At 60.8% G+C, this 22,170-nt stretch carries 25 protein-coding genes; 9 read left to right on the top strand and 16 right to left on the bottom strand.

The features are described 5' to 3' along the window. Positions 1 to 98: 98 nt before the first annotated feature. Positions 99 to 503: a (R)-mandelonitrile lyase gene (locus NK667_RS08400; protein ID WP_054050408.1), complete on the top strand. Its 405-nt coding sequence runs from the start codon at positions 99 to 101 to the stop codon at positions 501 to 503. 5 nt (positions 504 to 508) lie between these two features. On the opposite strand, the gene paoC is transcribed toward NK667_RS08400, so the two are convergent. From paoC to NK667_RS08420, 4 genes are all read right to left on the bottom strand, one after another. Then, positions 509 to 2,704, bottom strand: coding sequence for an aldehyde oxidoreductase molybdenum-binding subunit PaoC (gene paoC / locus NK667_RS08405; RefSeq protein ID WP_054614354.1), 2,196 nt, complete (start codon positions 2,702 to 2,704; stop codon positions 509 to 511). Then, positions 2,701 to 3,657 (bottom strand): FAD binding domain-containing protein, encoded by a 957-nt coding sequence (locus NK667_RS08410; RefSeq protein ID WP_054614355.1) that lies wholly within the window; start codon positions 3,655 to 3,657, stop codon positions 2,701 to 2,703. The genes paoC and NK667_RS08410 overlap by 4 nt, the downstream gene beginning before the upstream one ends. Beyond that, on the bottom strand, positions 3,654 to 4,295 hold the full coding sequence (gene paoA, locus NK667_RS08415; protein ID WP_054614356.1) for an aldehyde dehydrogenase iron-sulfur subunit PaoA: 642 nt from the start codon (positions 4,293 to 4,295) through the stop codon (positions 3,654 to 3,656). Before paoA ends, NK667_RS08410 begins: the two co-directional genes overlap by 4 nt. A gap of 489 nt (positions 4,296 to 4,784) precedes the next feature. Continuing rightward, entirely contained in the window at positions 4,785 to 5,636 is an 852-nt protein-coding gene (locus NK667_RS08420) for a CAP domain-containing protein (protein ID WP_054050399.1), read from the bottom strand. 153 nt (positions 5,637 to 5,789) lie between these two features. Between NK667_RS08420 and NK667_RS08425 the strand changes: the two genes are divergently transcribed. Continuing rightward, positions 5,790 to 6,413, top strand: coding sequence for a cell wall hydrolase (locus tag NK667_RS08425; RefSeq protein WP_054614357.1), 624 nt, complete (start codon positions 5,790 to 5,792; stop codon positions 6,411 to 6,413). A gap of 414 nt (positions 6,414 to 6,827) precedes the next feature. Here NK667_RS08425 and NK667_RS08430 read toward each other — a convergent pair whose 3' ends face one another. Together NK667_RS08430 and NK667_RS08435 are read right to left on the bottom strand one after the other, a co-directional pair. Then, complete coding sequence (locus NK667_RS08430; protein WP_083471296.1) at positions 6,828 to 7,040, bottom strand: YXWGXW repeat-containing protein; 213 nt, start codon at positions 7,038 to 7,040, stop codon at positions 6,828 to 6,830. A gap of 67 nt (positions 7,041 to 7,107) precedes the next feature. Continuing rightward, positions 7,108 to 7,428, bottom strand: coding sequence for a YXWGXW repeat-containing protein (locus NK667_RS08435; RefSeq protein WP_054050395.1), 321 nt, complete (start codon positions 7,426 to 7,428; stop codon positions 7,108 to 7,110). A 295-nt stretch (positions 7,429 to 7,723) separates the two neighbouring features. Between NK667_RS08435 and NK667_RS08440 the strand changes: the two genes are divergently transcribed. Then, complete coding sequence (locus NK667_RS08440; protein ID WP_054614358.1) at positions 7,724 to 8,656, top strand: GlxA family transcriptional regulator; 933 nt, start codon at positions 7,724 to 7,726, stop codon at positions 8,654 to 8,656. 95 nt (positions 8,657 to 8,751) lie between these two features. After that, positions 8,752 to 9,705 carry a nitrilase-related carbon-nitrogen hydrolase gene (locus tag NK667_RS08445; protein WP_054050391.1) on the top strand — a complete coding sequence of 318 codons (954 nt, stop codon included), beginning with the start codon at positions 8,752 to 8,754 and terminating at the stop codon, positions 9,703 to 9,705. A 127-nt stretch (positions 9,706 to 9,832) separates the two neighbouring features. On the opposite strand, the gene NK667_RS08450 is transcribed toward NK667_RS08445, so the two are convergent. From NK667_RS08450 to NK667_RS08465, 4 genes are all read right to left on the bottom strand, one after another. Continuing rightward, positions 9,833 to 10,531 carry a dienelactone hydrolase family protein gene (locus tag NK667_RS08450; protein WP_054050389.1) on the bottom strand — a complete coding sequence of 233 codons (699 nt, stop codon included), beginning with the start codon at positions 10,529 to 10,531 and terminating at the stop codon, positions 9,833 to 9,835. Positions 10,532 to 10,564: 33 nt separating this feature from the next. Continuing rightward, entirely contained in the window at positions 10,565 to 11,185 is a 621-nt protein-coding gene (locus NK667_RS08455; protein WP_054050387.1) for a glutathione S-transferase family protein, read from the bottom strand. Positions 11,186 to 11,236: 51 nt separating this feature from the next. Further along, a complete protein-coding gene (locus NK667_RS08460; RefSeq protein ID WP_054614359.1) occupies positions 11,237 to 11,752 on the bottom strand; it encodes an HvfX family Cu-binding RiPP maturation protein in 516 nt (171 codons plus the stop codon). 268 nt (positions 11,753 to 12,020) lie between these two features. Continuing rightward, positions 12,021 to 12,644: a ferric reductase-like transmembrane domain-containing protein gene (locus tag NK667_RS08465; protein WP_054614360.1), complete on the bottom strand. Its 624-nt coding sequence runs from the start codon at positions 12,642 to 12,644 to the stop codon at positions 12,021 to 12,023. A 208-nt stretch (positions 12,645 to 12,852) separates the two neighbouring features. On the opposite strand from NK667_RS08465, the gene glsB reads away from it, so the two are divergent. From glsB to NK667_RS08480, 3 genes are all read left to right on the top strand, one after another. Beyond that, positions 12,853 to 13,761 carry a glutaminase B gene (glsB, locus tag NK667_RS08470; protein WP_054050381.1) on the top strand — a complete coding sequence of 303 codons (909 nt, stop codon included), beginning with the start codon at positions 12,853 to 12,855 and terminating at the stop codon, positions 13,759 to 13,761. Positions 13,762 to 13,849: 88 nt separating this feature from the next. Beyond that, positions 13,850 to 15,352 (top strand): aldehyde dehydrogenase family protein, encoded by a 1,503-nt coding sequence (locus tag NK667_RS08475; protein ID WP_054614361.1) that lies wholly within the window; start codon positions 13,850 to 13,852, stop codon positions 15,350 to 15,352. A 60-nt stretch (positions 15,353 to 15,412) separates the two neighbouring features. Continuing rightward, positions 15,413 to 15,703 carry a BON domain-containing protein gene (locus NK667_RS08480; protein ID WP_054614362.1) on the top strand — a complete coding sequence of 97 codons (291 nt, stop codon included), beginning with the start codon at positions 15,413 to 15,415 and terminating at the stop codon, positions 15,701 to 15,703. 8 nt (positions 15,704 to 15,711) lie between these two features. Here NK667_RS08480 and NK667_RS08485 read toward each other — a convergent pair whose 3' ends face one another. After that, entirely contained in the window at positions 15,712 to 16,608 is an 897-nt protein-coding gene (locus NK667_RS08485; protein ID WP_054614363.1) for a DMT family transporter, read from the bottom strand. A gap of 88 nt (positions 16,609 to 16,696) precedes the next feature. Here NK667_RS08485 and NK667_RS08490 point away from each other — a divergent pair, with 88 nt between their 5' ends. After that, a complete protein-coding gene (locus NK667_RS08490) occupies positions 16,697 to 18,028 on the top strand; it encodes an aminotransferase-like domain-containing protein (RefSeq protein WP_054614364.1) in 1,332 nt (443 codons plus the stop codon). A 3-nt stretch (positions 18,029 to 18,031) separates the two neighbouring features. Here NK667_RS08490 and NK667_RS08495 read toward each other — a convergent pair whose 3' ends face one another. The 3 genes from NK667_RS08495 to cynS all read right to left on the bottom strand — a co-directional run bounded on the left by NK667_RS08495 (position 18,032) and on the right by cynS (position 19,506). Next, positions 18,032 to 18,691, bottom strand: coding sequence for a carbonic anhydrase (locus NK667_RS08495; RefSeq protein ID WP_054614365.1), 660 nt, complete (start codon positions 18,689 to 18,691; stop codon positions 18,032 to 18,034). Positions 18,692 to 18,725: 34 nt separating this feature from the next. Then, complete coding sequence (locus tag NK667_RS08500; protein ID WP_054614366.1) at positions 18,726 to 18,962, bottom strand: DUF2790 domain-containing protein; 237 nt, start codon at positions 18,960 to 18,962, stop codon at positions 18,726 to 18,728. 76 nt (positions 18,963 to 19,038) lie between these two features. Further along, a complete protein-coding gene (cynS, locus tag NK667_RS08505; RefSeq protein ID WP_054614367.1) occupies positions 19,039 to 19,506 on the bottom strand; it encodes a cyanase in 468 nt (155 codons plus the stop codon). Between the two features lie 124 nt (positions 19,507 to 19,630). Between cynS and cynR the strand changes: the two genes are divergently transcribed. Beyond that, positions 19,631 to 20,512 carry a transcriptional regulator CynR gene (cynR, locus tag NK667_RS08510; RefSeq protein ID WP_054614368.1) on the top strand — a complete coding sequence of 294 codons (882 nt, stop codon included), beginning with the start codon at positions 19,631 to 19,633 and terminating at the stop codon, positions 20,510 to 20,512. Positions 20,513 to 20,709: 197 nt separating this feature from the next. On the opposite strand, the gene NK667_RS08515 is transcribed toward cynR, so the two are convergent. After that, positions 20,710 to 21,039, bottom strand: a complete 330-nt coding sequence (locus tag NK667_RS08515; protein WP_054050362.1) for a hypothetical protein — start codon at positions 21,037 to 21,039, stop codon at positions 20,710 to 20,712. A 494-nt stretch (positions 21,040 to 21,533) separates the two neighbouring features. Beyond that, positions 21,534 to 22,052 (bottom strand): GNAT family N-acetyltransferase, encoded by a 519-nt coding sequence (locus NK667_RS08520; protein WP_054614369.1) that lies wholly within the window; start codon positions 22,050 to 22,052, stop codon positions 21,534 to 21,536. Between the last annotated feature and the right edge of the window lie 118 nt (positions 22,053 to 22,170).

The raw sequence follows: 22,170 nt of genomic DNA on the forward strand, positions 1-22,170 counted from the left end.
ATGAGTCCCCCTCATAAGTCTTTTCGAATTTTAGCGGCTAATCCGGGGAATAAGCAGCTGATAAATTGGGCGCACTTTTCAAGGCTCAGGAGAATCCGATGCTGACTGTAACCCCGAACGGCTCCCAGCCCTCCGTCAAAGGCCCGGCTGATTATTTCACGGGCACCGTGCGGGTTGATGCACCGTTCAAAGGCACCGAGGCGGCGCGGGTCAGTGGCGCCACGGTCACGTTCGAACCGGGCGCGCGCACCGCCTGGCACACGCATCCACTGGGTCAGACGTTGATCGTCACCGCCGGCATGGGCTGGGTGCAGGAGCAGGACAAACCCGTGCAACAGATCAAACCCGGCGACACCGTGTGGATTCCAGCGCATGTCAAACATTGGCATGGCGCCACGGCGACCACCGCCATGACCCATATCGCAATTGCAGAAGTACAGGACGGCAACGTGGTGGAGTGGATGGAGCAAGTCAGCGACGGGCAATATCCCGCCGCTCAGTAACCCTGTCAGATCATCGCTGGCAATTTATCCAGAATCTTGTCCAGCGTGATCGGGTACTCCCGAACCCGTGCGCCGGTCGCGTTGTAAACCGCGTTGGCAATCGCCGCGCTGACGCCACACAAGCCCAATTCCCCGACCCCTTTGGCCTTCATCGGCGATGAATAGGGGTCGGTTTCCTCGAGGAAAATCACCTCTTGATGCGGGATGTCGGCATGCACCGGCACCTCGTATCCGGCGAGGTCATGATTGACGAAATAGCCCTGGCGCTTGTCCACCGCCAGTTCTTCCATCAATGCCGCGCCCACGCCCATGGTCATCGCGCCGATCACCTGGCTGCGCGCCGAGGTCGGGTTGAGGATGCGTCCGGCGGCGCACACGGCCAACATGCGGCGCACGCGGATTTCCCCGGTGGCGCTGTCCACCGCGACTTCGACAAAGTGCGCGCCGAAAGTCGATTGCTGGAACTGCTTGGCCAGGTCACCAAACTCGATCGAGTCCTCGGCGACCAGTTCTCCAGCCTTGGCCGCATCACGTAGCGGCAGGCTTTTATCGCCGGAGCGTACCTGGCCGTCGGTGAACACAGCTTGTTCGGCACTCACGCCCAACTTTTGCGCGACCGCTTCCCGCAGTTTGACGCAGGCCGCGTACACGCCCGCCGTCGAGCAGTTGGCACCGAATTGGCCGCCAGAACCGGACGACACTGGAAAGCTAGAATCCCCCAAGCGCACCACCACGTTGTCCAGCGTCACGCCCATCATTTCCGCTGCGGTCTGGGCGATGATCGTGTAGCTGCCGGTGCCGATATCGGTCATGTCGGTTTCCACCGTCACGATGCCTTTGTCATCGAGCCGGACCCGCGCCCCGGACTTCACCAGGTTGTTATTGCGGAAGGCCACGCCGACGCCGATGCCGATCAGCCAGCGACCGTCCCGTTGCGTGCCGGGCTGCGGGTGACGCTGGTTCCAGCCAAACCGTTCGGCCCCGGTGCGCAGGCATTCGGACAGCTGGCGTTGCGAGTAACGGCGTTCGGGATTGGTCGGGTCGACTTGGGTGTCGTTGAGGATGCGGAACTCAATGGGGTCGAGGTTGAGTTTCTCCGCCATCTCGTCCATGGCGATTTCCAGCGCCATCAACCCCGGGGTTTCACCCGGCGCGCGCATCGCATTGCCCTCCGGCAGATCAAGGGTGGCGAGGCGCATCGAGATCAAGCGGTTGGCCCCGGCATACAACAGTTTGCTCGGTTGTGCGGCTCGTTCGACTTTGCCGCCGGGCAAGTCGCCAGAGCAGCCTTCATGAGCGATGGCGCTGATCTTGCCGTCGCTGGTGGTGCCGATGCGAATTCGTTGAATGGTCGCCGGACGATGCGTGGAGTTGTTGAACATCATCGGCCGGGTCAACGCGACTTTCACCGGTCTGCCGGCCATGCGCGAGCCGAGGGCCGCGAGTACCGCATCGGCCCTGACAAACAGTTTGCCGCCGAAGCCGCCGCCAATGTAAGGCGAGATCAGCCGCAGGTTTTTCCTCGGGATGCCCAGGGTCGTGGCCACGTCGCTGGCGGCCCAGTCGATCATTTGATTGGAGGTCCACACCGTCAGTTGATCGCCGCTCCAGGTGGCCATCGAGGCGAAGGGCTCCATCATCGCGTGAGCCTGGTCGGGGGTGGTGTAGGTCGCGTCCAATTGCACCGGCGCGGCGGCGAATGCACTGGCGAAATCACCGTGGCTGACGTCCGGCATCTCCTTGGGCTCGACGCCTGAATCCCGAAGACTGGCGAGATCAAACGCTCCGTCGGCGCGAGCATAGGTGATGTCGAGCAACTGACCAGCAGACCGCGCCTGTTCGAAGGTTTCCGCCACCACCAGTGCGACGGCCTGGTGGTAGTGCTCGATGTCGGGGCCGGCGAGCAGCTTTGCGGTGTTGTATTTGCCTTTGCCGAGCTTGCCCGCGTTGGCGGCGGTGACAATCGCGATCACCCCCGGCGCTGACTTTGCCGCTTCCAGGTTCATCGAGGTGATGCGGCCCTTGGCGATGGCCGCGCCGACCACAAATCCATAGGCCGGGTTTGTCACGGCGTCGTGGTGTTCGTAGGCGTATGGGGCGCGCCCGGTGGTTTTCAGATGGCCCTCGATACGACTCGTGGGCTTGCCGACCACTTTCATCTGATCGATCGGGTTGGTGCCGGCCGGGGTCTCGAATTTCATGCGTGGTCCCTCGCTTGCGTCAGTACCGAGGCGAGCGTGCGCTCGGCCAGCGTCAGCTTGAATGCGTTTTGATCGGTGGGCGTCGCGTCGGCGAGCAACTGTGCGGTGACGGCTTTCGCGCCTTGGGACATCGCCGATTCGGCGGCCTCGACGCGCCACGGCTTGTGCGCCACGCCGCCCAGGGCAACGCGGCCGGAGCCGTCGTTCTGGATCACCGCCGCCACCGAGATCAGGGCGAAGGCATAGGACGCGCGGTCGCGGACCTTCTGGTAAATGTGCGTGCCGCCGAGGGGCGCCGGCAGCGTGACGGCGGTGATCAACTCGTGCGCGCCCAGGGTGGTTTCGATGTTGGGCGTGTTACCCGGCAGTCGATGCAAATCGGCGATTGGAATCAGGTGGGTGGTGCCGTCGGGGCGCACCGTCTCGACCTGCGCATCGAGGATGCGCATGGCCACCGCCATGTCGCTGGGATGCGTGGCGATGCAGGCATCGCTTACGCCAATGATCCCAAGCGAGCGATTGATCCCGCCAATGGCCGCGCAGCCACTGCCCGGCTGGCGCTTGTTGCAGGCCTGATTGGTGTCGTAGAAATAAGGACAACGGGTGCGTTGCAGCAGGTTGCCGGCGGTGGTCGCGACATTGCGCAACTGGCCGGATGCGCCGGCGAGGAGGGCGCGGGACAGCACGGCGTAATCCTTTCTGATCCGTGGGTCGGCGGCGAGGTCGGTATTGCGTACCAGCGCGCCGATTCTCAGGCCGCCCTGATCCGTGGCCTGGATCTGGTCCAGGGCCAGACCGTTGACGTCGATCAAGTGGGCCGGCGTCTCGATGTCCAGCTTCATCAGATCCAGCAGGTTGGTGCCGCCGGCGATAAACCGCGAACCTTCGATTTGCACCGCCAACGCAGCGGCCTCTGCCGGGGATTTGGCGCGCGAATAGGTAAAAGGTCTCATGCGCTGGCCTCCGCGACATCGGTGATCGCCTCGATGATGTTGGAGTACGCACCGCAGCGGCAGATATTGCCGCTCATGCGCTCTTGCAATTCACGGGCGATCAACTGGGGTGGTTCAGTCAGGCTGGCGCTGACGTGACTGGGAATGCCTTGGCGGATTTCCTCGAGCATGGCCACGGCGGAGCAGATCTGCCCTGGTGTGCAATACCCGCATTGATAACCGTCGTGCTTGATGAACGCGGCTTGCATGGGGTGGAGTTTTTCCGGGTTGCCGAGGCCCTCGATGGTGGTGATCGAGGAGCCTTCGTGCATCACCGCCAACGTCAGGCAGGAGTTGATCCGTCGGCCATCGGCAATCACCGTGCACGCACCGCACTGGCCATGGTCGCAGCCTTTCTTGGTGCCGCTCAGGTGCAAGTGTTCACGCAAGGCATCGAGCAGGGTGGTGAGGGTGTCGAGGTCCATGGCGTGCACTTCGCCGTTGACCTGGATGGACACCTTGGCTTGCACCGGTCGGGCGAGGTTGGCGGCGGATGCCTGGGCGCAGATGAAGGGCGGCAGCGCGATGGCGGTCGCGGTCACGGCGCCGACAATCAGAAAGGTGCGTCGGGAAATCTTCTTCCGGTGAAGGTCATCCATTGGTTCGATTCCTGTGCGGTGTTTTCTTTCGCGCAGCAGAAGCCCTGCGCCCTGGCGATACTCATCAAAGAGTGACCTGCGCGGGGGCGAAACGTTTTTGCGTTATTTGGGTATAGAGTTATGCGTGGGGTTCATGAATCGCTGAGGGGTGGTGTGTCAGTCGCTGTAGAGGGTGTCTGACCTGACGCTATCGCGAGCAAGCTCGCTCCCACAGGGGAGATGTGTCGAGCATATGTCTTGTATTCGACGGGACCGAACTGTGGGAGCGGGCTTGCTCGCGAAGAGGCCGTGTCAGTCGACATCAACTTGTCTGACACACCGCCTTCGCGAGCAAGCCCGCTCCCACAGGGGAAATGTGTCGGGCACAAGTCTTGTGCTCGACGGGGTCAAACTGTGGGAGCGAGCTTGCTCGCGATGACGGTTGTACATTCAGCAGATTTGTTACTGACACACCGCCTTCGCGAGCAAGCCCGCTCCCACAATGAAGGTTTACTGGGTGCCGAACATCGCGGTCCAGTAAATCCCTGCGTCACTCTTCGGGTCCACCGCATATGCCGCGCCGAGTTCGCGGAACTGTGGGTTCATCAGGTTGGCGCAGTGCCCCGGGCTGTTGAGCCAGCCGTCGACGACTTTGCGGGTGGTGTCTTGCCCGGCGGCGATGTTTTCACCGATCTGCTGGGCGATGTAGCCGCCCAGTTCCGCGCGGTCACCCGGCGTACCGCCCGAGCGGTCCTTGTGGTCGAAGTAATTGTTGTTGGCCATGTCCCGACTGTGGGCTTCGGCAGCGGCGCCCAATGTGGCATTCCAGGCCAGCGGCGTGGTGGCGGCAAACGGTTGGCCGCCGCACTGACGCGGTTGGGTGCGGGCGGCGTTGAGCAGTTCCAGAAGTTTTTGCCCTTCGGCCTGCGCATCGCCCAGACGCCCGCTCAACAGCGGACGCGCGAGCACGATGCGCCACTCGCGGCCCTCACGGCTGACCCCGACATCAATGAATTGCGGGTTCAGCACCACCTGACAAAAGCTTTCCTGCACGGCCTGCATCGCCGACTGCGCATCACGCGGGCCGGACAGGGTGATCGCCTGCACATTGACCATCGGATAGCCCGCCCGCGCCATCGCCTGTTGCAGGTCGACGTTCTGGGTGGCGGAAAGCACCAGGCGTGGATCGGTCGCCAGCGGCGGCAACTCCGGCGACGCCTGGCCGCCGCAACGTTGCACCTGACTGCGGTAGGTGTTGATCGACTGAACCAGTTGCGTCTCGTCGGTGGCCAGCGCCGTGGTGGCGAACACCAGGCCCGACGACAACGCCGCAACACGCAAAACGGATGATAGGACGCGCATGAAAATCCCCCTTGAACGGACTGCGCCCATGATGCGCGATTTCGTCCCGTTCGGGGCAATGGCTTTTTGCTGTTTGTTCGCGGTTTTATCCAGTGATTTGCGGACTACAATGAAGCGAAGTCGCCTGTCGACGCCCTAGAGAGCCTGCTCATCATGCGCTTCCCGTGGATTGCAACCTGCCTCGTATTAACCCTGTTCGCCGGCCAGGTCATGGCAGACGACCAAGAACAAAAAAAGGAAGTGGCAGTGGACAAGGCTCAAGTCCTGGAAGAGAAAGCCGCCGATAAAGGCAGCACGGCTCCTGCGCCGAAAAAGGCCGAGACCATCACCCAATCCGAAGTCCAGGCGGTTGACCCGGCCGGCACCGCGCCGCTGGACGAAGCCATCACCTGCATGGCCCGCAGCATTTATTGGGAAGCCAAAGGGAAGGACTCTGCCGACATGGAAGCCGTCGCCAACGTGGTGATGAATCGCCTCGGCCACGAGGGCTTTCCGGACACGGTGTGCGGGATCGTCAAGCAGGGCTCGGAAAGGCATGCCTGCCAGTTTTCGTGGTGGTGTGACGGCAAGCCGGACACGGCTCAGGAGGAAGCGCCTTACGCGATCGCCAAGGAAATCGCACGCAAGGCGTTGAACAAACAACTACCGGATCGCACCCACGGCGCGATGTATTTTCATGACCGGACGGTAAAACCGGACTGGGCGCATGAATACATCAAGACCGCCCAGATCGGTCTGTTCACGTTCTACAAACCCCATGACGGCGACGCGAAATAGCGCGGTCAGGCGTGACCCAGTGCGATGGCAAAGGACACTACGATGACGCAGGCAATCGCCAGATTGAAATTCATGAGGAGTTCGTCCGATCTGTTTTAGGTGGTGCCATGGTGAACAGGTCGGAGGGAAATGAAAAATTCGCTTTTGTGATTTGTATGATCGAGAGAAATGATGGGTCGGCAGTTTGAGGGGTTGCGCTGACTGTCAGGCCGCCTTCGCGAGCAGGCTCGCTCCCACAGGGGATTTGCGATCGACACAGAAAAGGTGACAGATTTATTTTGTTATTCAGCATTGATGTTGTCTGTCAGGCCGCCTTCGCGAGCAAGCCCGCTCCCACAAGGGGATTTGTGATCGACACAGATTCCCTGTGGGAGCGGGCTTGCTCGCGAAGGGGCCATCAGCCTCTACTCAAACTCAATATCCTTTCCAATGCCCCGGCACCCACACCCACTCGTTGTGAGACCAACGATACTGCCCGGCCACCCAGTGATAACCCGGCGCCGGCATCACCGGAACCATTTCAACCCTCGGTGGCGGTCGGTGCGGACGTGCAGGCTCGATGACGCAGCCGGACAGGGTGATCGCCATAAGGCCGGCGATCATTGTGGTCTTGAATAGTCGGGACATTAGTTGATTCCTCGATTCATACAAACCGGCGCCCGGATGGCCAGCCGGTAGATCCAGCGTTCAGAACTCAACGCACCCAGCGCCCTTCGATCCAGTACCAGTTCGGCCCGCGTGCCTCCCAGTGCCCTGGCATCCAGCGCCCGCCGTGGTGCATCCGCTGCCAGTGACCGGGCGCCCATACATAACCGCGACCGTCCCAGCGCCAGTGGCCGTTGTCCCAGGCATAACCGGGACGCGCCATCGGCACTTGTTCCATGCGCACGGGCGGCGGCGCCTGGCGGATGATGATCTCGGGCTGAGCAAACACCGGCGTGCTCGCCAGCGCTGCCAGCGCCAGAGGGACGAGCAAGACATGCCGCAACTTGATCAGGGGGCGCACAACGTTCATGACAACTCCTCGAGGCTGGCATCCTGAAAGTGGATGCTGCTGATGAATTGGACGTCGTATCGGGAAAAGATTGGTCCCGGAGAAAATGAAATTTTCTTCAGGTTGGCGGGTGGCCTGTGGCGAGCGAGCCCAGCTCGCGCTGGGCTGCGAAGCGGCCCCTCTGAGAGCGCTGCGCACTCTAACGGGAGCAAGCTCCCTCGCCACAAGAGCCTGATGTGATTCAGGGCATTGAAAGGCGTACAGTGCGAACAGGCTGGCCTGAAAATCCATCAGGCCACTTTTAAGGTCATGACAGATGCACACTCTCGGACTCATCGTTTACCCCGGTTTCCAGGTGTTGGGCTTGGCCATGTGTGCCACCTTCGAGATGGCCAACAGCGTCGCGGACGAGCCGGTCTACAGCATCGCCTTGCTCTCGGAGCAAGGCGGTACGGTGCAGACGTCGGCCGGGTTTGGCGTGGAAACCACGGCGTTCGACCAGCGCACCTTCGACACTTTGCTGGTGATGGGCGACAACCTGATCCGCCCGGTATCACCAGGGATGGTCGCGTTCTTGCGCCATGCCAGCCAGACCACCCGGCGCCTGGGGTCGATCTGCACCGGCGCCACCGCCTTGGCCGAAGCCGGTTTGCTCGATGGTCGGCGCGCGACCACGCACTGGTGCCACGCTCGCGCCTTGCAGCAGGCTTATCCCAAGGTGATCGTCGAAGAGGACCGCATCTTCATCAACGACGGCAATGTCTGGACCGCTGCGGGCATGAGCGCGTGTGTCGATCTGGCGCTGGCCCTGGTGGAAAAGGATCTCGGCGCCGAAATCGCCCGTCGGGTCGCCCGGCAACTGGTGGTCTATCACCGGCGTGCGGGTGGCCAATCGCAGTTTTCCGTGATGCTCGAACTTGAGCCCCGCACCGACCGCATCCAGGCCGCACTGACCTACGCCAAGCACAACCTCAAGTCCGCGCTGTCGGTGGAAGAACTGGCCAGCGCGGCCAATCTCAGCCCGCGCCAGTTCAGTCGGGTGTTCCATGCAGAAACCGGTCAATCACCGGCCAAAGCCGTGGAAAACCTGCGGGTGGAAGCGGCGCGGCTGATGATGGAAACCGGGCGGCATTCCATCGACGTGGTGGCCACCGACACCGGTTTTGGTGATCGCGAACGCATGCGCCGGGCGTTTATTCGCGCGTTTGGGCAACCACCCCAAGTGATCCAGCGAGCCAATCGCGGCTGATGTCCTAAAAGGTGGTGTATTCGGCATTTGAGACAAAATATGATTGCCGTAATCTTGATCTCGTTGAAGCCCATTCCCTCAATGAGATCGCCGCCATGTCCATCGTCAAAGCCGCCGCCGTACAGATCAGCCCGGTCCTTTACAGCCGTGAAGGCACCGTCAATAAAGTCGTGCAGAAGATTCTCGAACTCGGTGAACAAGGCGTGCAGTTCGCCGTGTTCCCGGAAACCATCGTGCCGTACTACCCGTACTTTTCTTTCGTGCAGTCACCGTTTGAAATGGGCGCCGAGCACTACAAGTTACTGGATCAGGCCGTAACGGTGCCTTCCGCTGCAACCGAGGCCATCGGTGCCGCAGCGAAGCAGGCCAACATGGTCGTGTCCATCGGCGTCAACGAACGTGACGGCGGTACGCTGTACAACGCGCAGTTGCTGTTTGACGCTGACGGCACGCTGATCCAGCACCGTCGCAAGATTTCCCCGACTTATCACGAACGCATGGTCTGGGGCATGGGCGACGGCTCGGGCCTGCGCGCCACCGACAGTGCCGTGGGGCGCATCGGCCAACTGGCGTGCTGGGAACATTACAACCCGCTGGCCCGCTATGCGTTGATGGCCGACGGCGAACAGATCCACGCCTCGATGTACCCCGGCTCGTTTGCCGGCCCGTTGTTCACCTCGCAAATGGAAGTCAACATTCGCCAGCACGCCCTCGAATCGGCCTGCTTCGTGGTCAACTCCACGGCGTGGCTCAGCCCGGAACAGCAGGCACAAATCATGGCCGACACCGGTTGCCCGATCGGCCCTATCTCGGGTGGTTGCTTCACCGCGATCATCAGCCCGGATGGCGTGGTGCTGGGTTCGTTGCAGGAAGGCGAGGGGGAAGTAATCGTCGATCTGGATATGTTCCTGATCGACAAGCGCAAACGCATGATGGATTCACGCGGTCACTACAGCCGTCCGGAATTGCTGAGCCTGTTGATCGACCGCACGCCGACCGCGCATGTGCATGAGCGTGGTGTGCAACCTCAACAAGTGGAAGAAGTGTGATTCTGCTGATGCTTTAAATGTGGGAGCGGGCTTGCTCGCGAAGGCGTCAGGTCAGTCGACATAAATGTTGTCTGACACTGCGCTTTCGCGAGCAAGCCCGCTCCCACAAGGGGTTTTGCGTTGGGCTTTAGAGTTCCATGCCCAGGAAGATCAGGGTATTGCCATGGGCTTCAACCGAGGCGCGCTGGTTGTAGCTGTCGCGGTGGGAGCAGTTGAAACCATGCTCGGCTTCCGGGTACACCACGATTTCCACGTTGTCGTTGTTGTCGAAACGCTCGGCGATTTTCTCCACGGCTTCCAGGGGAATGTGGCTGTCCGCTTCACCGAAGTGCATCAGCAACGGCACTTCGATTTCATCGGCGCGGTCGAGTTGGTTCTGGATGCCGCCGCCGTAATAGGCGATGGCCACGTCCACGAAGCCGTTGGCGGCGGTGTTGTACGAGAGCATGCCGCCGAAGCAGTAGCCGATGGACGCAATCCCGCCATCCAGGCCCGGGTGGGCTTTCAGCGCATCGATGGCCAGTTTGATGTCGGCCTGGGCCTTCGTCACGTCGGTGGCGTTCATCAACTCGACGGCTTTTTTCCAGCCGGCCTCGTCGTAGCCCAGTTCGATGCGCGGGCCGCTGCGCCAGAACAGGTCCGGTGCGATAACCAGGTAGCCGTCGGCAGCGTACTGCTCGACGACCGAGCGGATGTGTTCGTTGACGCCGAAGATCTCCTGGATCAACACAATCCCCGGACCCTTCTGGGTATGGGGAATCGCCAGGTAAGCGCCGAATTTACCTTCGGGGCTGTCGATCTCGATCCATTGGGTGGTCACGCTCATGGTGGCTCCTGTCTTCAGTGAGGGTTGAGTTTATTACGGTGCGGTGGCCTGGAAACTGGGCAAGGCCTGCAGACGTTTCCACCACTCGGCGAAACCGTCAACGGCAAATACTTGCCCTGCATCCGGCGTCATGGCGATGTAGGCGCAGCCCGGAGCCAGGTAGAAGTCACCAAAGCTGGGGGCGAGGCCGGCGATATACGGATCATCGCCTTTTATTTTCATCAGTTCACGCAAAACGCGCTTGGAGTTTTCAATGCCTTTGCGTCGTGAGTCTTCATTCTTGCCGCCAATAAAGTCTGGAAACAGGTGATAGCCGAACACCGAGACCAGCGAACCATAGCCATAGGAATCATAAATCCCCATGGCCATGTGCGTGCGAGCACGGTCGTGGGCGTTGTCCGGGGTCAGCGACGGGCCGGGCAGGACTTCATCCAGATAGGCCATGATCGCCGCGGTTTCAATGATCCGGAAACCGTCGTGATCGATCACCGGCACCTTGCCGAATGGGTGGCGTGCCAGGTGTTCCGGCAGGTGCGGCTCGCCCTTGATGACGTTGACCTGCACCTGATCGAAATCCGCGCCTTTTTCCTCCAGTAGCATCTTCACCGTGCGTACATAACTGCTGCCGTCAAAACCATAGAGTGTGAGGCTCATGACGATCGCTCCGTTTTAGAGAGTGTGGGACGTTTTCGAGACACTGACGTTTCAGTGGTTGTGACGACGCCAGAAGAATCGAGCCAGCAAGGCATCCAGACTGAGCTTGCCTGCGCCCGAGAGCAACAGCGGCATAAGGGCGGCGAGGTAGATCAGCGGCAGTTTGAAGTTGCCGTGTCCTTTGTTACTGATGGCGTAGCCTTGCGCGAGTTCACTCAATGTAGACCAATCGGCCGGCCAGTGAACAGCGGCGGTCGCGACCACGGTGACCACGATCAGAATGACTGTCGAGATCCGCGTGCCGAGGCCGACCAGCAAGGCGAGGGCGCAGATCAGCTCGGCCCACATCGACAATTCCCAGTTCAGCGTGGCGGGTACGTGGTTGAACGGAAACGGAAAGGCATCCTGGATATCGGCGAACCAGTTCTCGCCGTTCCATTTCTCCAGGCCCGACTCGAAAAACTCCCAAGCGAGGAAAATGCGCAGGGTCAGCGGCGCGATCCAGTTGCCGGCGCGGTCGAGGTTCAGGTGCAGGCCTTTGACGGCCGAAGAAAGTGAAGTGTTCATGGGCTTGATCTCCGTTGAGGGCTTTGATCGGCTGGGCCAATCGACCGGGTCATTTGATCAAGCGGGTGTATCTGCGGTGTGTCGCGGGGGTGGGGTTTTGAAGCGCTGGTGTGTCTGGGGCGGGGCTGTACACACTCCGATACACAACCTTCCAAGCAGTGAACCTCCCTGTAGGAGCTGCCGAAGGCTGCGATCTTTTGACTTTGCTTTTAAAAACAAGATCAAAAGATCGCAGCCTTCGGCAGCTCCTACAGGGGGCAAATCTCACTCAGGAATACGCAACCCGCTGACTACGCTTGTTCTTCACCGCCCACTTACCCACCAACCGCACCGCAATCGCCGCGCACATCATCCCGAACGGCAGTACATACCAAGCACTCATCGGGATCCGCTTGAAGTTGGAATAGGTAAACACCGCCGCAATCACCCACATGCCGGTCACGTGCAGGGCCTTCCAGGCTTTGGCGCCGATCAGCCGCGTGGTGGTTTTGAACGACGTCAGAGCCATCAGCAAAATGAACAGATAACCCACCGACCCCGGAATATTGCCCACCGTGGTTCGCCCCGGCCAGAACTCGGGATTCAACTGCCCGTAGCTATAGATCAGCACCGCATGCACCAGATGCGAAAAGGCAAACGCCAAACCGATAAACCGGCGCTCGCGCACCAGGGATTTAGTGAACGGCGAGGGCACCAGGACGGCGAAGGCCGACGCCAGGAACGCCGCGAGAAACAGTGCAAACGAAGTCCGGGCCGTGGCGCGGATGGCGCTGCGCGTGGCTTCCACCAGATCGGGATTGAGCACCAGGATCAGGCCGGTCATCAACAGCACCAGCAAGGACAACAGGCCGAACAGCGACCAGCCGTGATAACGAGGAATTGAAGTATTCATGACAACGCTCCGGAACAAGGGCCGACCAGGGTCAGCAGACAACCCAAGTGTTTCAGCGCGGTGTGTTGGCGATATGTCCTGAAAGCCTCTTCATGTATCAGGGCGGGCGCCAGATACATTCCTCTACAAAACTGTGATCCGTCCCGGACCAGCGGCGTCTAGCGACTGTGTCCCCGCAAACCCATGGGGCGAGACTTCGGAACCCGGCATGCAAGCGCTGTTGAACGAGATCCTTGACGCAGTTCGTCCCCTGATCGGCCAGGGTAAGGTGGCTGACTACATTCCCGCCCTCGGCACCGTGCCGGCCAACCAGTTGGGCATCGCCGTGTATGGCAATGACGGCGAGTTGTATTGTGCTGGCGACGCCGAAACGCTGTTCTCGGTACAAAGTATTTCCAAGGTGTTCAGCCTGGTGCAGGCCATCGACCACTCTGGCGAAGCAATCTGGGAACGCTTGGGCCACGAGCCGTCCGGCCAGCCGTTCAACTCGTTGGTGCAACTGGAATTTGAACGCGGCCGCCCGCGCAATCCGTTCATCAACGCCGGGGCGCTGGTGATCTGCGACATCAACCAGTCACGCTTTGCCGCGCCGGCGCTGTCGATGCGCGATTTTGTCCGGCGCCTGTCCGGCAACCCGCAAGTGATGGTGGACGGTAAAGTCGCCGAGTCCGAATACCAGCACCGCGCACGCAACGCCGCCATGGCGTACCTGATGCAATCCTTCGGCAATTTCCACAACGACGTCGAAGCCGTGTTGCGCAGCTATTTCAGCCACTGCGCCCTGCGCATGAGTTGCATCGATCTGGCCCGGGCATTCTGCTTTCTGGCCAACGACGGCTTCTGCAAACACAGCGGCGAACAAATCCTCACCGCCCGCCAGACCCAGCAAGTCAACTCGATTATGGCCACCAGCGGCCTCTACGACGAGGCCGGCAACTTCGCCTACCGCGTCGGCCTGCCGGGCAAGAGCGGCGTCGGCGGCGGGATTGTCGCGGTGGTGCCGGGGCAATTCACGGTGTGCGTCTGGTCGCCGGAATTGAATGCGGCCGGCAACTCGCTGGCGGGGATGGCGGCGCTGGAGTTGTTGAGTCAGCGGATTGGCTGGTCGGTGTTCTAAAGGCGTGCAGGCGAGGCGTTGGTAATGACGGTTCGGGAGAATTGCTATACATTTTTCCGCCCGCCCCTCTGCATGGTGAAACCGCTTCATGTCCCTGATGCTCGAACGTCTCGTCGCTGGCACTCCGATCCCTTTCGCTGGTAACCGCGTCACTGTGGTCAGCCCCGAACTGGCGGCGCGTTTTCAGCCCGGGGACCATTTATTGGTGGAGCAGGTCAGCGGCGAGTTGTTGTTGATTCCGGTGGTGGATCAGCAAGCGGCAGCCGTGGCGATCGAGCGCGCGCAAGCGGCGTTCACTGCGATGTCGGCGGTGTCGGATGAGGCGATCAGCGAGTTCTTCGACGTATTCGCCCAGCGTCTGGAAACCGCCGAAACCTGGGCCTTGATCGAGGCCGCGAACCTTGCCGACATCGAGCGCGCCAAGGCCCGTGGGCGTTCCACCACGCGGTTGCTGGCCGATGAACGCATGCGCCGCGACATGATCGCCGGCCTGCGAGCCTGGCGTGATGCGCCAGCCACTCGCGGCAAAGTGATCAGTTGCGTCGAGCATGACGGCTGGAAAGTCGAGCAAGTGGTGTCGCCGCTGGGCATCGTCGCTTTTGTCTTCGAGGGCCGGCCGAATGTGTTTGCCGACGCCGCTGGCGTTCTGCGCACTGGCAACACCGCCGTGTTGCGGATTGGTAGCGATGCGTTGGGCACCGCGCAAGCCATTGTCGAGCACGCCTTGAATCCGGCGCTGGCCGATGCCGGGTTGCCGAACGGCGCGGTGTCGCTGGTAGAGAGCGTCAATCACGCCGCTGGTTGGGCGATGTTCGCTGATCGGCGTCTGTCGCTGGCCGTGGCCCGGGGTTCGGGTCGTGCAGTCAGTCAATTGGGCAGCATCGCGCAACAGGCCGGCACCGCCGTCAGCCTGCACGGCACCGGCGGTGCCTGGTTGATCGCTGATAAAGACGCCGACGCCACGCGATTTGCCGCCGTGGTGCGCAATTCCCTGGACCGCAAAGTCTGCAACACCTTGAACGTCTGCCTGATCCAGCGCGACCGAGCCGCTGAACTGGTGCCACTGTTTCTCGAGGCCTTGCAACAGGCCGGTACCGCACGGGGCCAGGGCTGCAAATTGCACATTGTCGAAGGCAGCGAATCGTACTTGCCGAGCGAGTGGCAGGGCGCCACGGTCGAGGTCTATCGCGCCGAAGGCTACGTCACCGAAGCCTTGGCCGAACCGCTGGCGCAAGCTCAATTGGGCCGCGAGTGGGAATGGGAAGAAACCCCGGAAGTCAGCCTGAAAATTGTCGACGACCTGGATCAGGCGATCGCGCTGTTCAATCGCTACAGCCCGCAGTTCACCGTGTCGCTGATCAGCGAAGAAGCGCCAGCGCATGAACGTTTCTACAACGCGGTGAATGCGCCTTTTGTCGGCAACGGCATCACCCGTTGGGTCGACGGCCAGTACGCGCTGAACAAGCCGGAACTGGGCCTTTCGAACTGGGAAAGCGGTCGTCTGTTCGCCCGCAGCGCGATTCTGTCGGGCGACGGCGTGTTTACCGTTCGCAGTCGCATGACCCAGGTCGATTTGTCGGTCAAACGCTGAGCCCTTGGGACCGCACTATACTTATCGGGTGTCTGTGTTTGTGTAATGGAGGTTTTCACCATGAAACTTCATTCCTTTGAGCATTACTCCCATGGCCTGGCCATGGCCGCTCGCGACTCGTGGACCACCGCGAGGGTGAAGTCGGCCTTGACCCGGGCCGACCCCAACTTTGGCCTGCACATCCATGTCAAAACCCATGGCGGCGCGGTGGCGCTGAGCGGTATGGTCGATACCCATCGCCAATGTGACCAGGCGATTGAAGTGACCCGGTCGGTCCAGGGTGTCGTCGATGTCGAGGCCAGTGCCTTGCGCACCCATGTGTTCAAGCCCGGTCACTTTGACGACCAATGATCTGGCGATCAGCGAGAAAACTTTCGCGCCCCGGCCACACACAGGATCACCGCAACGGTGACCCCCAGCATCCCCAAGCTGACCTGCTCATGCAGCAGGGTGGCCGCCAGCGCCAGGCCAAAGAACGGTTGCAGCAACTGAAGCTGGCCCACGGCGGCAATCCCGCCCTGGGCCAGTCCGCGATACCAGAACACAAAACCGATCAGCATGCTGAACAGCGACACATACGCCAGGCTCAGCCAGGCTGGCGTGCTGACGGTCGAAAATGAAGCGGGCAACCGATACCAGGTCAGCCCCGCCATTACCGGCAGCGACACCAGCAGCGCCCAGCAAATCACCTGCCAGCCCCCCAGCGTCCGGGACAGTTTCGCGCCTTCGGCATAACCCAGCCCGCACACCACCACCGCCAGCAGCATCAGCAGATCACCGGTGGGCGAGGCGGTAAGTCCCTGTGAAACGGCAAATCCAATCACCAGCAAACTGCCGAGAATCGAGAACAGCCAGAACGCCGGTTTCGGCCGCTCGCCACCGCGCAATACGCCGAACACGGCGGTCGCCAGCGGCAGTAGACCGATGAAGACAATCGAGTGCGCGGACGTCACGTATTGCAAGGCCAATGCGGTCAACAACGGGAACCCGACAACCACGCCCAGCGCGACAACGATCAGCGGTACAAGCTGATGCCGGGCAGGGCGTTTTTCCTTGAACAGCCATAGCAGGCACAGCGCGAGAATCCCGGCGATGGTCGCGCGGGCCACGGTCAGGAACACCGGGTCGAATTCGAGCACCGCCACCCGTGTGGCGGGCAACGAGCCACTGAAAATCACCACGCCGATCAGTCCATTGATCCAGCCACGGGTGCTGTTTTCCAGCGACGGGTTATTCAGCTTCGAGGTACGTTCCATGGCGGGTCTCGTCGGGTCGGGTTGCTTTAATCGCATGCTATGACCGAAGATCAAGACAATCAAAAAATTGTCATGGATACATTTGCCGATGCCGCGCTCCCGGTACAAGTCGTTGGTCGATAGCTTTGCCGCCGATATCCGTTCAGGCCGATTGCCGCCCGGTACGCGTTTGCCGACGCATCGGCAGTTGGCGACCACGGAAGGTCTGGCGCTGGTCACGGCCAGTCGGGTGTATGCCGAGCTGGAAGCCATGGGCCTGGTCAGTGGCGAAACCGGGCGCGGCACTTTTGTCCGCGAGACTTCGCTGCCGCCCAGCCTGGGCGTGCACCAACCCAGTGTGGTCGCGGGGATGCGCGATCTGAATTTCAACTATCCGGCGTTGCCGGGGCAGGCCGATCTGTTGCGCATGGCCTTGCGTCAGTTGGCGTTGTCCGGGGATCTGGAATCCCATTTGCGCTATCAGCCCCACGCCGGACGCCTGCACGAGCGGGCTTCGGTGGCGCGGCATTTGCTGACACGCGGGCTGACCGTCGCGGCGGAACAAGTGGTGATTGTCAGCGGCGCCCAGCACGGTTTGGCGGTGACAATGATGGCGCTGCTGCAACCGGGCGATGTGATCGCTGCCGATGCGTTGACCTATCCGGGGTTCAAGGTGTTGGCCGAGACGCTACACCTTGAAGTGGTGCCGATTCCCGTGACGGAGACCGGGCCTGATCTTCAGGCGCTGGAAAAACTCTGCCGAAGTCGTTCGGTGCGCGCCGTCTACAGCATGCCGACCCTGCATAACCCGTTGGGCTGGGTAATGGCCGCCGATCAGCGCGAGCAACTGGTATCGATTGCGCGAAAACATGATTTGTTGATCATCGAGGACGCGGCCTACGCCTTCCTGGCAGAAGCGCCGCCGCCACCGCTGGCTGAATGGGCGCCGGAAAGGACGGTGTACGTTTCCGGATTATCCAAGAGCATCGCCACTGGATTACGCGTTGGTTTTGTTGCCGCGCCCTTGTCGATGGTGCCGGCGCTGGAGCGCACGATCAGGGCCACCACCTGGAACACCCCCGGCGTGATGACAGCCATCGCCACCGCCTGGCTCGACGATGGCACCGTTACGCTGCTGGAAGCGCAAAAACGCGCGGATGCCCAGGCCCGGCAGGCAGTGGTCGACGAGGTGTTGGCGGGCTTGCACTACGTGCGTCATCCCTCGTCCTACTTTGTCTGGCTGCCCTTGTCGGAAGAGGCCCGGGCGGATCAGATTGCCGTGGCGTTGCTACATGAGCAGGTGTCGGTGTCGACCGCCGAGCCGTTTGCCACCTCGGTCCATGTCCCCCATGCGATCCGGTTGGCGCTGGGCTCGGTGGACATGGACGCGCTGCGCCAGGCGTTGAGGACAGTGAAGCAGGTGGTCGGGGCTTACTTTTAGCTGTCAGGCGACTTGCGCAGCCTTGGCATATACCGCGCAGGTAGTCGGGTGCTCGACCAGTGACACGAAGCTGCGGCTGTCCGCATCCAGCGCATCGATCGAACCGGTCTCGATGTCGTACACCCAGCCGTGCAGGTTCAACTGACCTTTTTCCTGGGCCAGACGCACGCTTGGGTGAGTCTGGATATTCGCCAATTGTGCGATCACGTTCTCGCGCACCATCGAACTGACCTTGGCCGCTTCACTGGCGTGAGGCCGGGATTCGTTGATCACCTTGGCCGACTCGGCGTGTTGCAACCAGCCGCTGACGGCGGGCAGGTGATCCATGCATTTGCACTTGGCCACGGCGGTCATCGCGCCGCAGTCGGAATGGCCGCAGATCACGATGTCGGTGACGCCCAACACGGCGACCGCATATTCGACCGTGGCCGAAACACCACCCGGATGCGGGCTGTAGGATGGCACGATATTGCCGGCGTTACGGATCACAAACAGTTCACCGGGCTCTTGCTGGGTCAGCAATTCCGGCACGACGCGGCTGTCGGAACAGGTGATGAACAACGTGCCGGGGTGCTGGGTGGTGGCCAGGTGTTTGAACAGGTCGGTACGTTGCGGGAAGGCTTCTTTCTGGAACTTCAAAAAACCGTCGATGAGCGCTTTCATGGTTGCTTCCTCATAAGTGATGAACGGTGGCGGCTCAGTTCGAGCAACCGGTACCGAATTCGCTGTACTGCAAAATGTGCGTTACGCCTTTGGAGTCGAGGTAGGTCATCTCCACCGGCGCCGGACCGCAGACATCGGCGACCGGGGTGATATTCACGACCTGAGCAATGTCCAGATCCATGCCGTAGTGGTAGGCAACGGCGCGGTCCTGGGCTTGAGCCTGGGTTGCCAAACCGGCGATCAGCGACAGTGCGAGCAGAATTTTTTGCATGGGGCGTCCTCCAGTCGAAAGTGGTGACCTGTGGAATTTGGGGGGAGGCCCACCGGTTAAGCGGGCCTGTCCTGGTTTAGAAAGGACGCAGTGGCAGGAACTTGCCGTCCAGGGTGATCACGGCGCGGGAGCCGCCTTCCGGGTCTTCGACTTTCTTTATGTCCAGCTTGAAGTTGATCGCGCTGATGATGCCGTCGCCAAATTGCTCATGAACCAGGGCTTTGAGCGTGGTGCCGTAGATCTGGATCATTTCGTGGAAGCGGTAGATGGTCGGGTCGGTCGGCACACCGGCCAGGCTGCCGCGCAGCGGGATGATTTGCAGACGGGCGATGCTGTCGGCGTCCAGTTCCAGCTTGTCGCCAACCACTTTGGCGGCGGCTTCCGGCAGCGGATGCTGGCCGAGCAGGGCGGCGGTGACGTAGGCCAGGCTCAGGCCGGTGCCGTCGCTCAGGTCCTGCCAGGACAGGTTTTTGCGCGCCTTGGCATCGAGAATCGAAGTGGTCAGGGCCAGACTCTGATCGTTGTAAGCGTGGGACTGTTGCATGGTGTGACTCCTTTATCGGGTTGGGTTGTTGCTGTGTGTGGAGCAATCTTCTGCCGATTGATCCATAGCGTCCAAGACCGATATACAATGCCGAGCATAAGCACAGCCTATAGATGGTGTTCCGATGCTGCTCCGACATCTGCGTTACCTGATCGCGGTCGCCGACCACGGCGGCTTCACCCGCGCCGCCGAAGCGCTGCACGTCTCCCAACCGACCCTGTCCCAGCAGATCCGGCAACTGGAGGAAACACTCGGCGTGAGCCTGTTCGACCGCACCTCGCGCACGGTCAAGCCCACCGATGCCGGCGAGGCCTACATCGAGTGCGCCCGTCGGGTATTGGTGGAACTGGAGGCGGGCAAGCGTGCGTTGCACGACGTGAAGGACTTGTCTCGCGGCACCTTGCGCCTGGCCATGACACCGACGTTCATGGCGTATCTGGTGGGGCCGCTGGTGCGTGATTACGTGGCGCGCTTCCCGAACATCCACCTGGAGATTTTCGAGTTGTCCATGGACGACATCGAGGCCGGGCTGGCGGACGACTCACTGGACATCGCTATCGCTTTCACGCCGGTGAGAAACCCTGAGATCGAGTGCATCCCGGCGTTCGTCGAGACGCTCGGGGTGATGGTCGGGCGTGATCATCCGCTGTACGAAAGCCAGGCCACGCTGGCGCCGAGCGAAGTGGCGCAATTGGAGTTCGCATTGCTGGCGCCGGAGTTCATTACCCGGTCGTCCATTGACGAATATTTCCGCCAGCAAGGCATCACGCCCAAAGTGGTGATCGAGGTGAACTCGGTGAGCACGCTGCTGGAGGTAATTCGGCATACGGCGGTCGCGACGATTTTGCCGGAGGCGATTGCGACGCAGGATCGCGCGTTGCGCAAGATTGCGGTGACGGGGGAGGCGCCGCAGCGCGGTGCGGCGTTGTTGCGACGCAAGAATAACTACCACAGCGCGGCGGCGTTGGCGTTTGTGGAGTTGGTGTTGGGCAGCGATTTGTCTTAGTCACCACAAGTCCCATGTGGGAGCGGGCTTGCTCGCGAAGGCGGTGTGTCAGTCGACATAAATGCTGACTGGCACGACGCCTTCGCGAGCAAGCCCGCTCCCACAGGGATCTGGGGTGTCTATTTGTCTTATGTGAAAACCCGGGCATAAAAAAAGGGCCTGCTCCTCATGGGAGCAGGCCCTTTTTTCAATGGTGCTTAGTAGAACCGATCAATCACCCGAACTTCGTTCTGGTTCTGCATCGATGCCCACGCCTGTTTCAGAGTTTGCAGAACATTACCGATGAAGTCCTTGTCAGCGGCGGCTTTCTTGCCGACGTAACCCTGGCCGCGACGGTACATCTTCAGGCGGGCCAGCAGGTTCTGGTTGTTCTTGTCGAACTCTTCTTCGTGAGCATGCGGCGACAGGCAGTCCATGTGCACCTGGCCCGACTTGCTGATCCAGAGGATATGGCTGTCGTGGCTGTCTTTTTGCGCAGCGAACATACGAGCCAGTTCATCGATAGTGGTTTGATTGTTCAGATTCATAGTAAGCCCCTTGACCATTTGGTGATCTTTCAAAGTTGATTCGCTAATACAGGTAGCCCATCGGTTAGTTGATCCCTGGCACCGAAACCAGGACGTCAGCGGTCAGCCGCCAAATTGACGGGGTCTCGCGTCTGCTGCATGTAGTCGTGTTGAATAACTGCTACGCAATAGCGTCACAACGAAGAGAAGCGGCGAAAACCTGGAGGCCACTGCCGACGTTTTCAGGGTCGGCCACAAGCTTCATGAGAACATTTCGCCAGCGCTTCTCGTCTTTGTACTGGACGTTCGGGCCAGGTCAGCTTCTTCAATCTGCCTTGTGGGCAGCGTGTATCCGGGAAAAACAGCTCGGCGGTCAGACGAGCTTGCTCAAACATGTTGCCTGTACTCCCGATCGGGGAGACGTCTGCATCATGCAAGGGCAAATCGACGGCGTCAACGGTTATGTAGTGATTATTTTTAGTCACTACATATTGTCGGACAAAGTGCTTTTGGAATTAGGAAGGGTCGCCCGGAGGGCTGTGGCGGGGGCTTGTGAAGCAATAGGACGTGCACGGATAGCCGTCCACCTCGAGTTGATGCGTTGTGAATTCTCTCAGGGTAAGAACCGGGATCACACGCGCCCAGAACCGCTGTGCAGGCTGGTTCGCATCGATGTGGAAAATTTGCCACTGACCGGGCAATCGGCTCAAGAGGGCAGAGACGACAAACTTCGCGACACCTTGGCCACGAAAGCGTCGGCTGACAAAAAAGTAGCCGATGTTGTACTCGGCGCCGGCAACGTGGATGTCACCGTCGACGGTCACAAATCCGGCCAGTTCGCCATCGACCTTGATCAAGAACGGTCGCGTGGCCGGTTGCTGCCAGTAGCCCGGTTTAGGCTGGATGTTGAATAATCCCTGCTCGCCCAGTTTCAACGGCAACCATTCGCTGAAGTCGTACACGTAGAACTGCATCAGGTTTTCAATGGTTTCCAGCTCATCGCGATGGGCGGCATGCAATTCGATTCGAGACATGGCGGGAGCGCTCTGGTAAGGCCTGATAGTTGTAGCAGCTGCCGAGGCACGAGGCTGCGTTCGGCTGCGAAGCAGTCGTGTAATCAGCCGACGCGGTGCTTGAGGAAGACCACGAGCT

It is taken from the genome of Pseudomonas nunensis (assembly GCF_024296925.1).
Classification (GTDB): Bacteria; Pseudomonadota; Gammaproteobacteria; order Pseudomonadales; family Pseudomonadaceae; genus Aquipseudomonas; species Aquipseudomonas nunensis.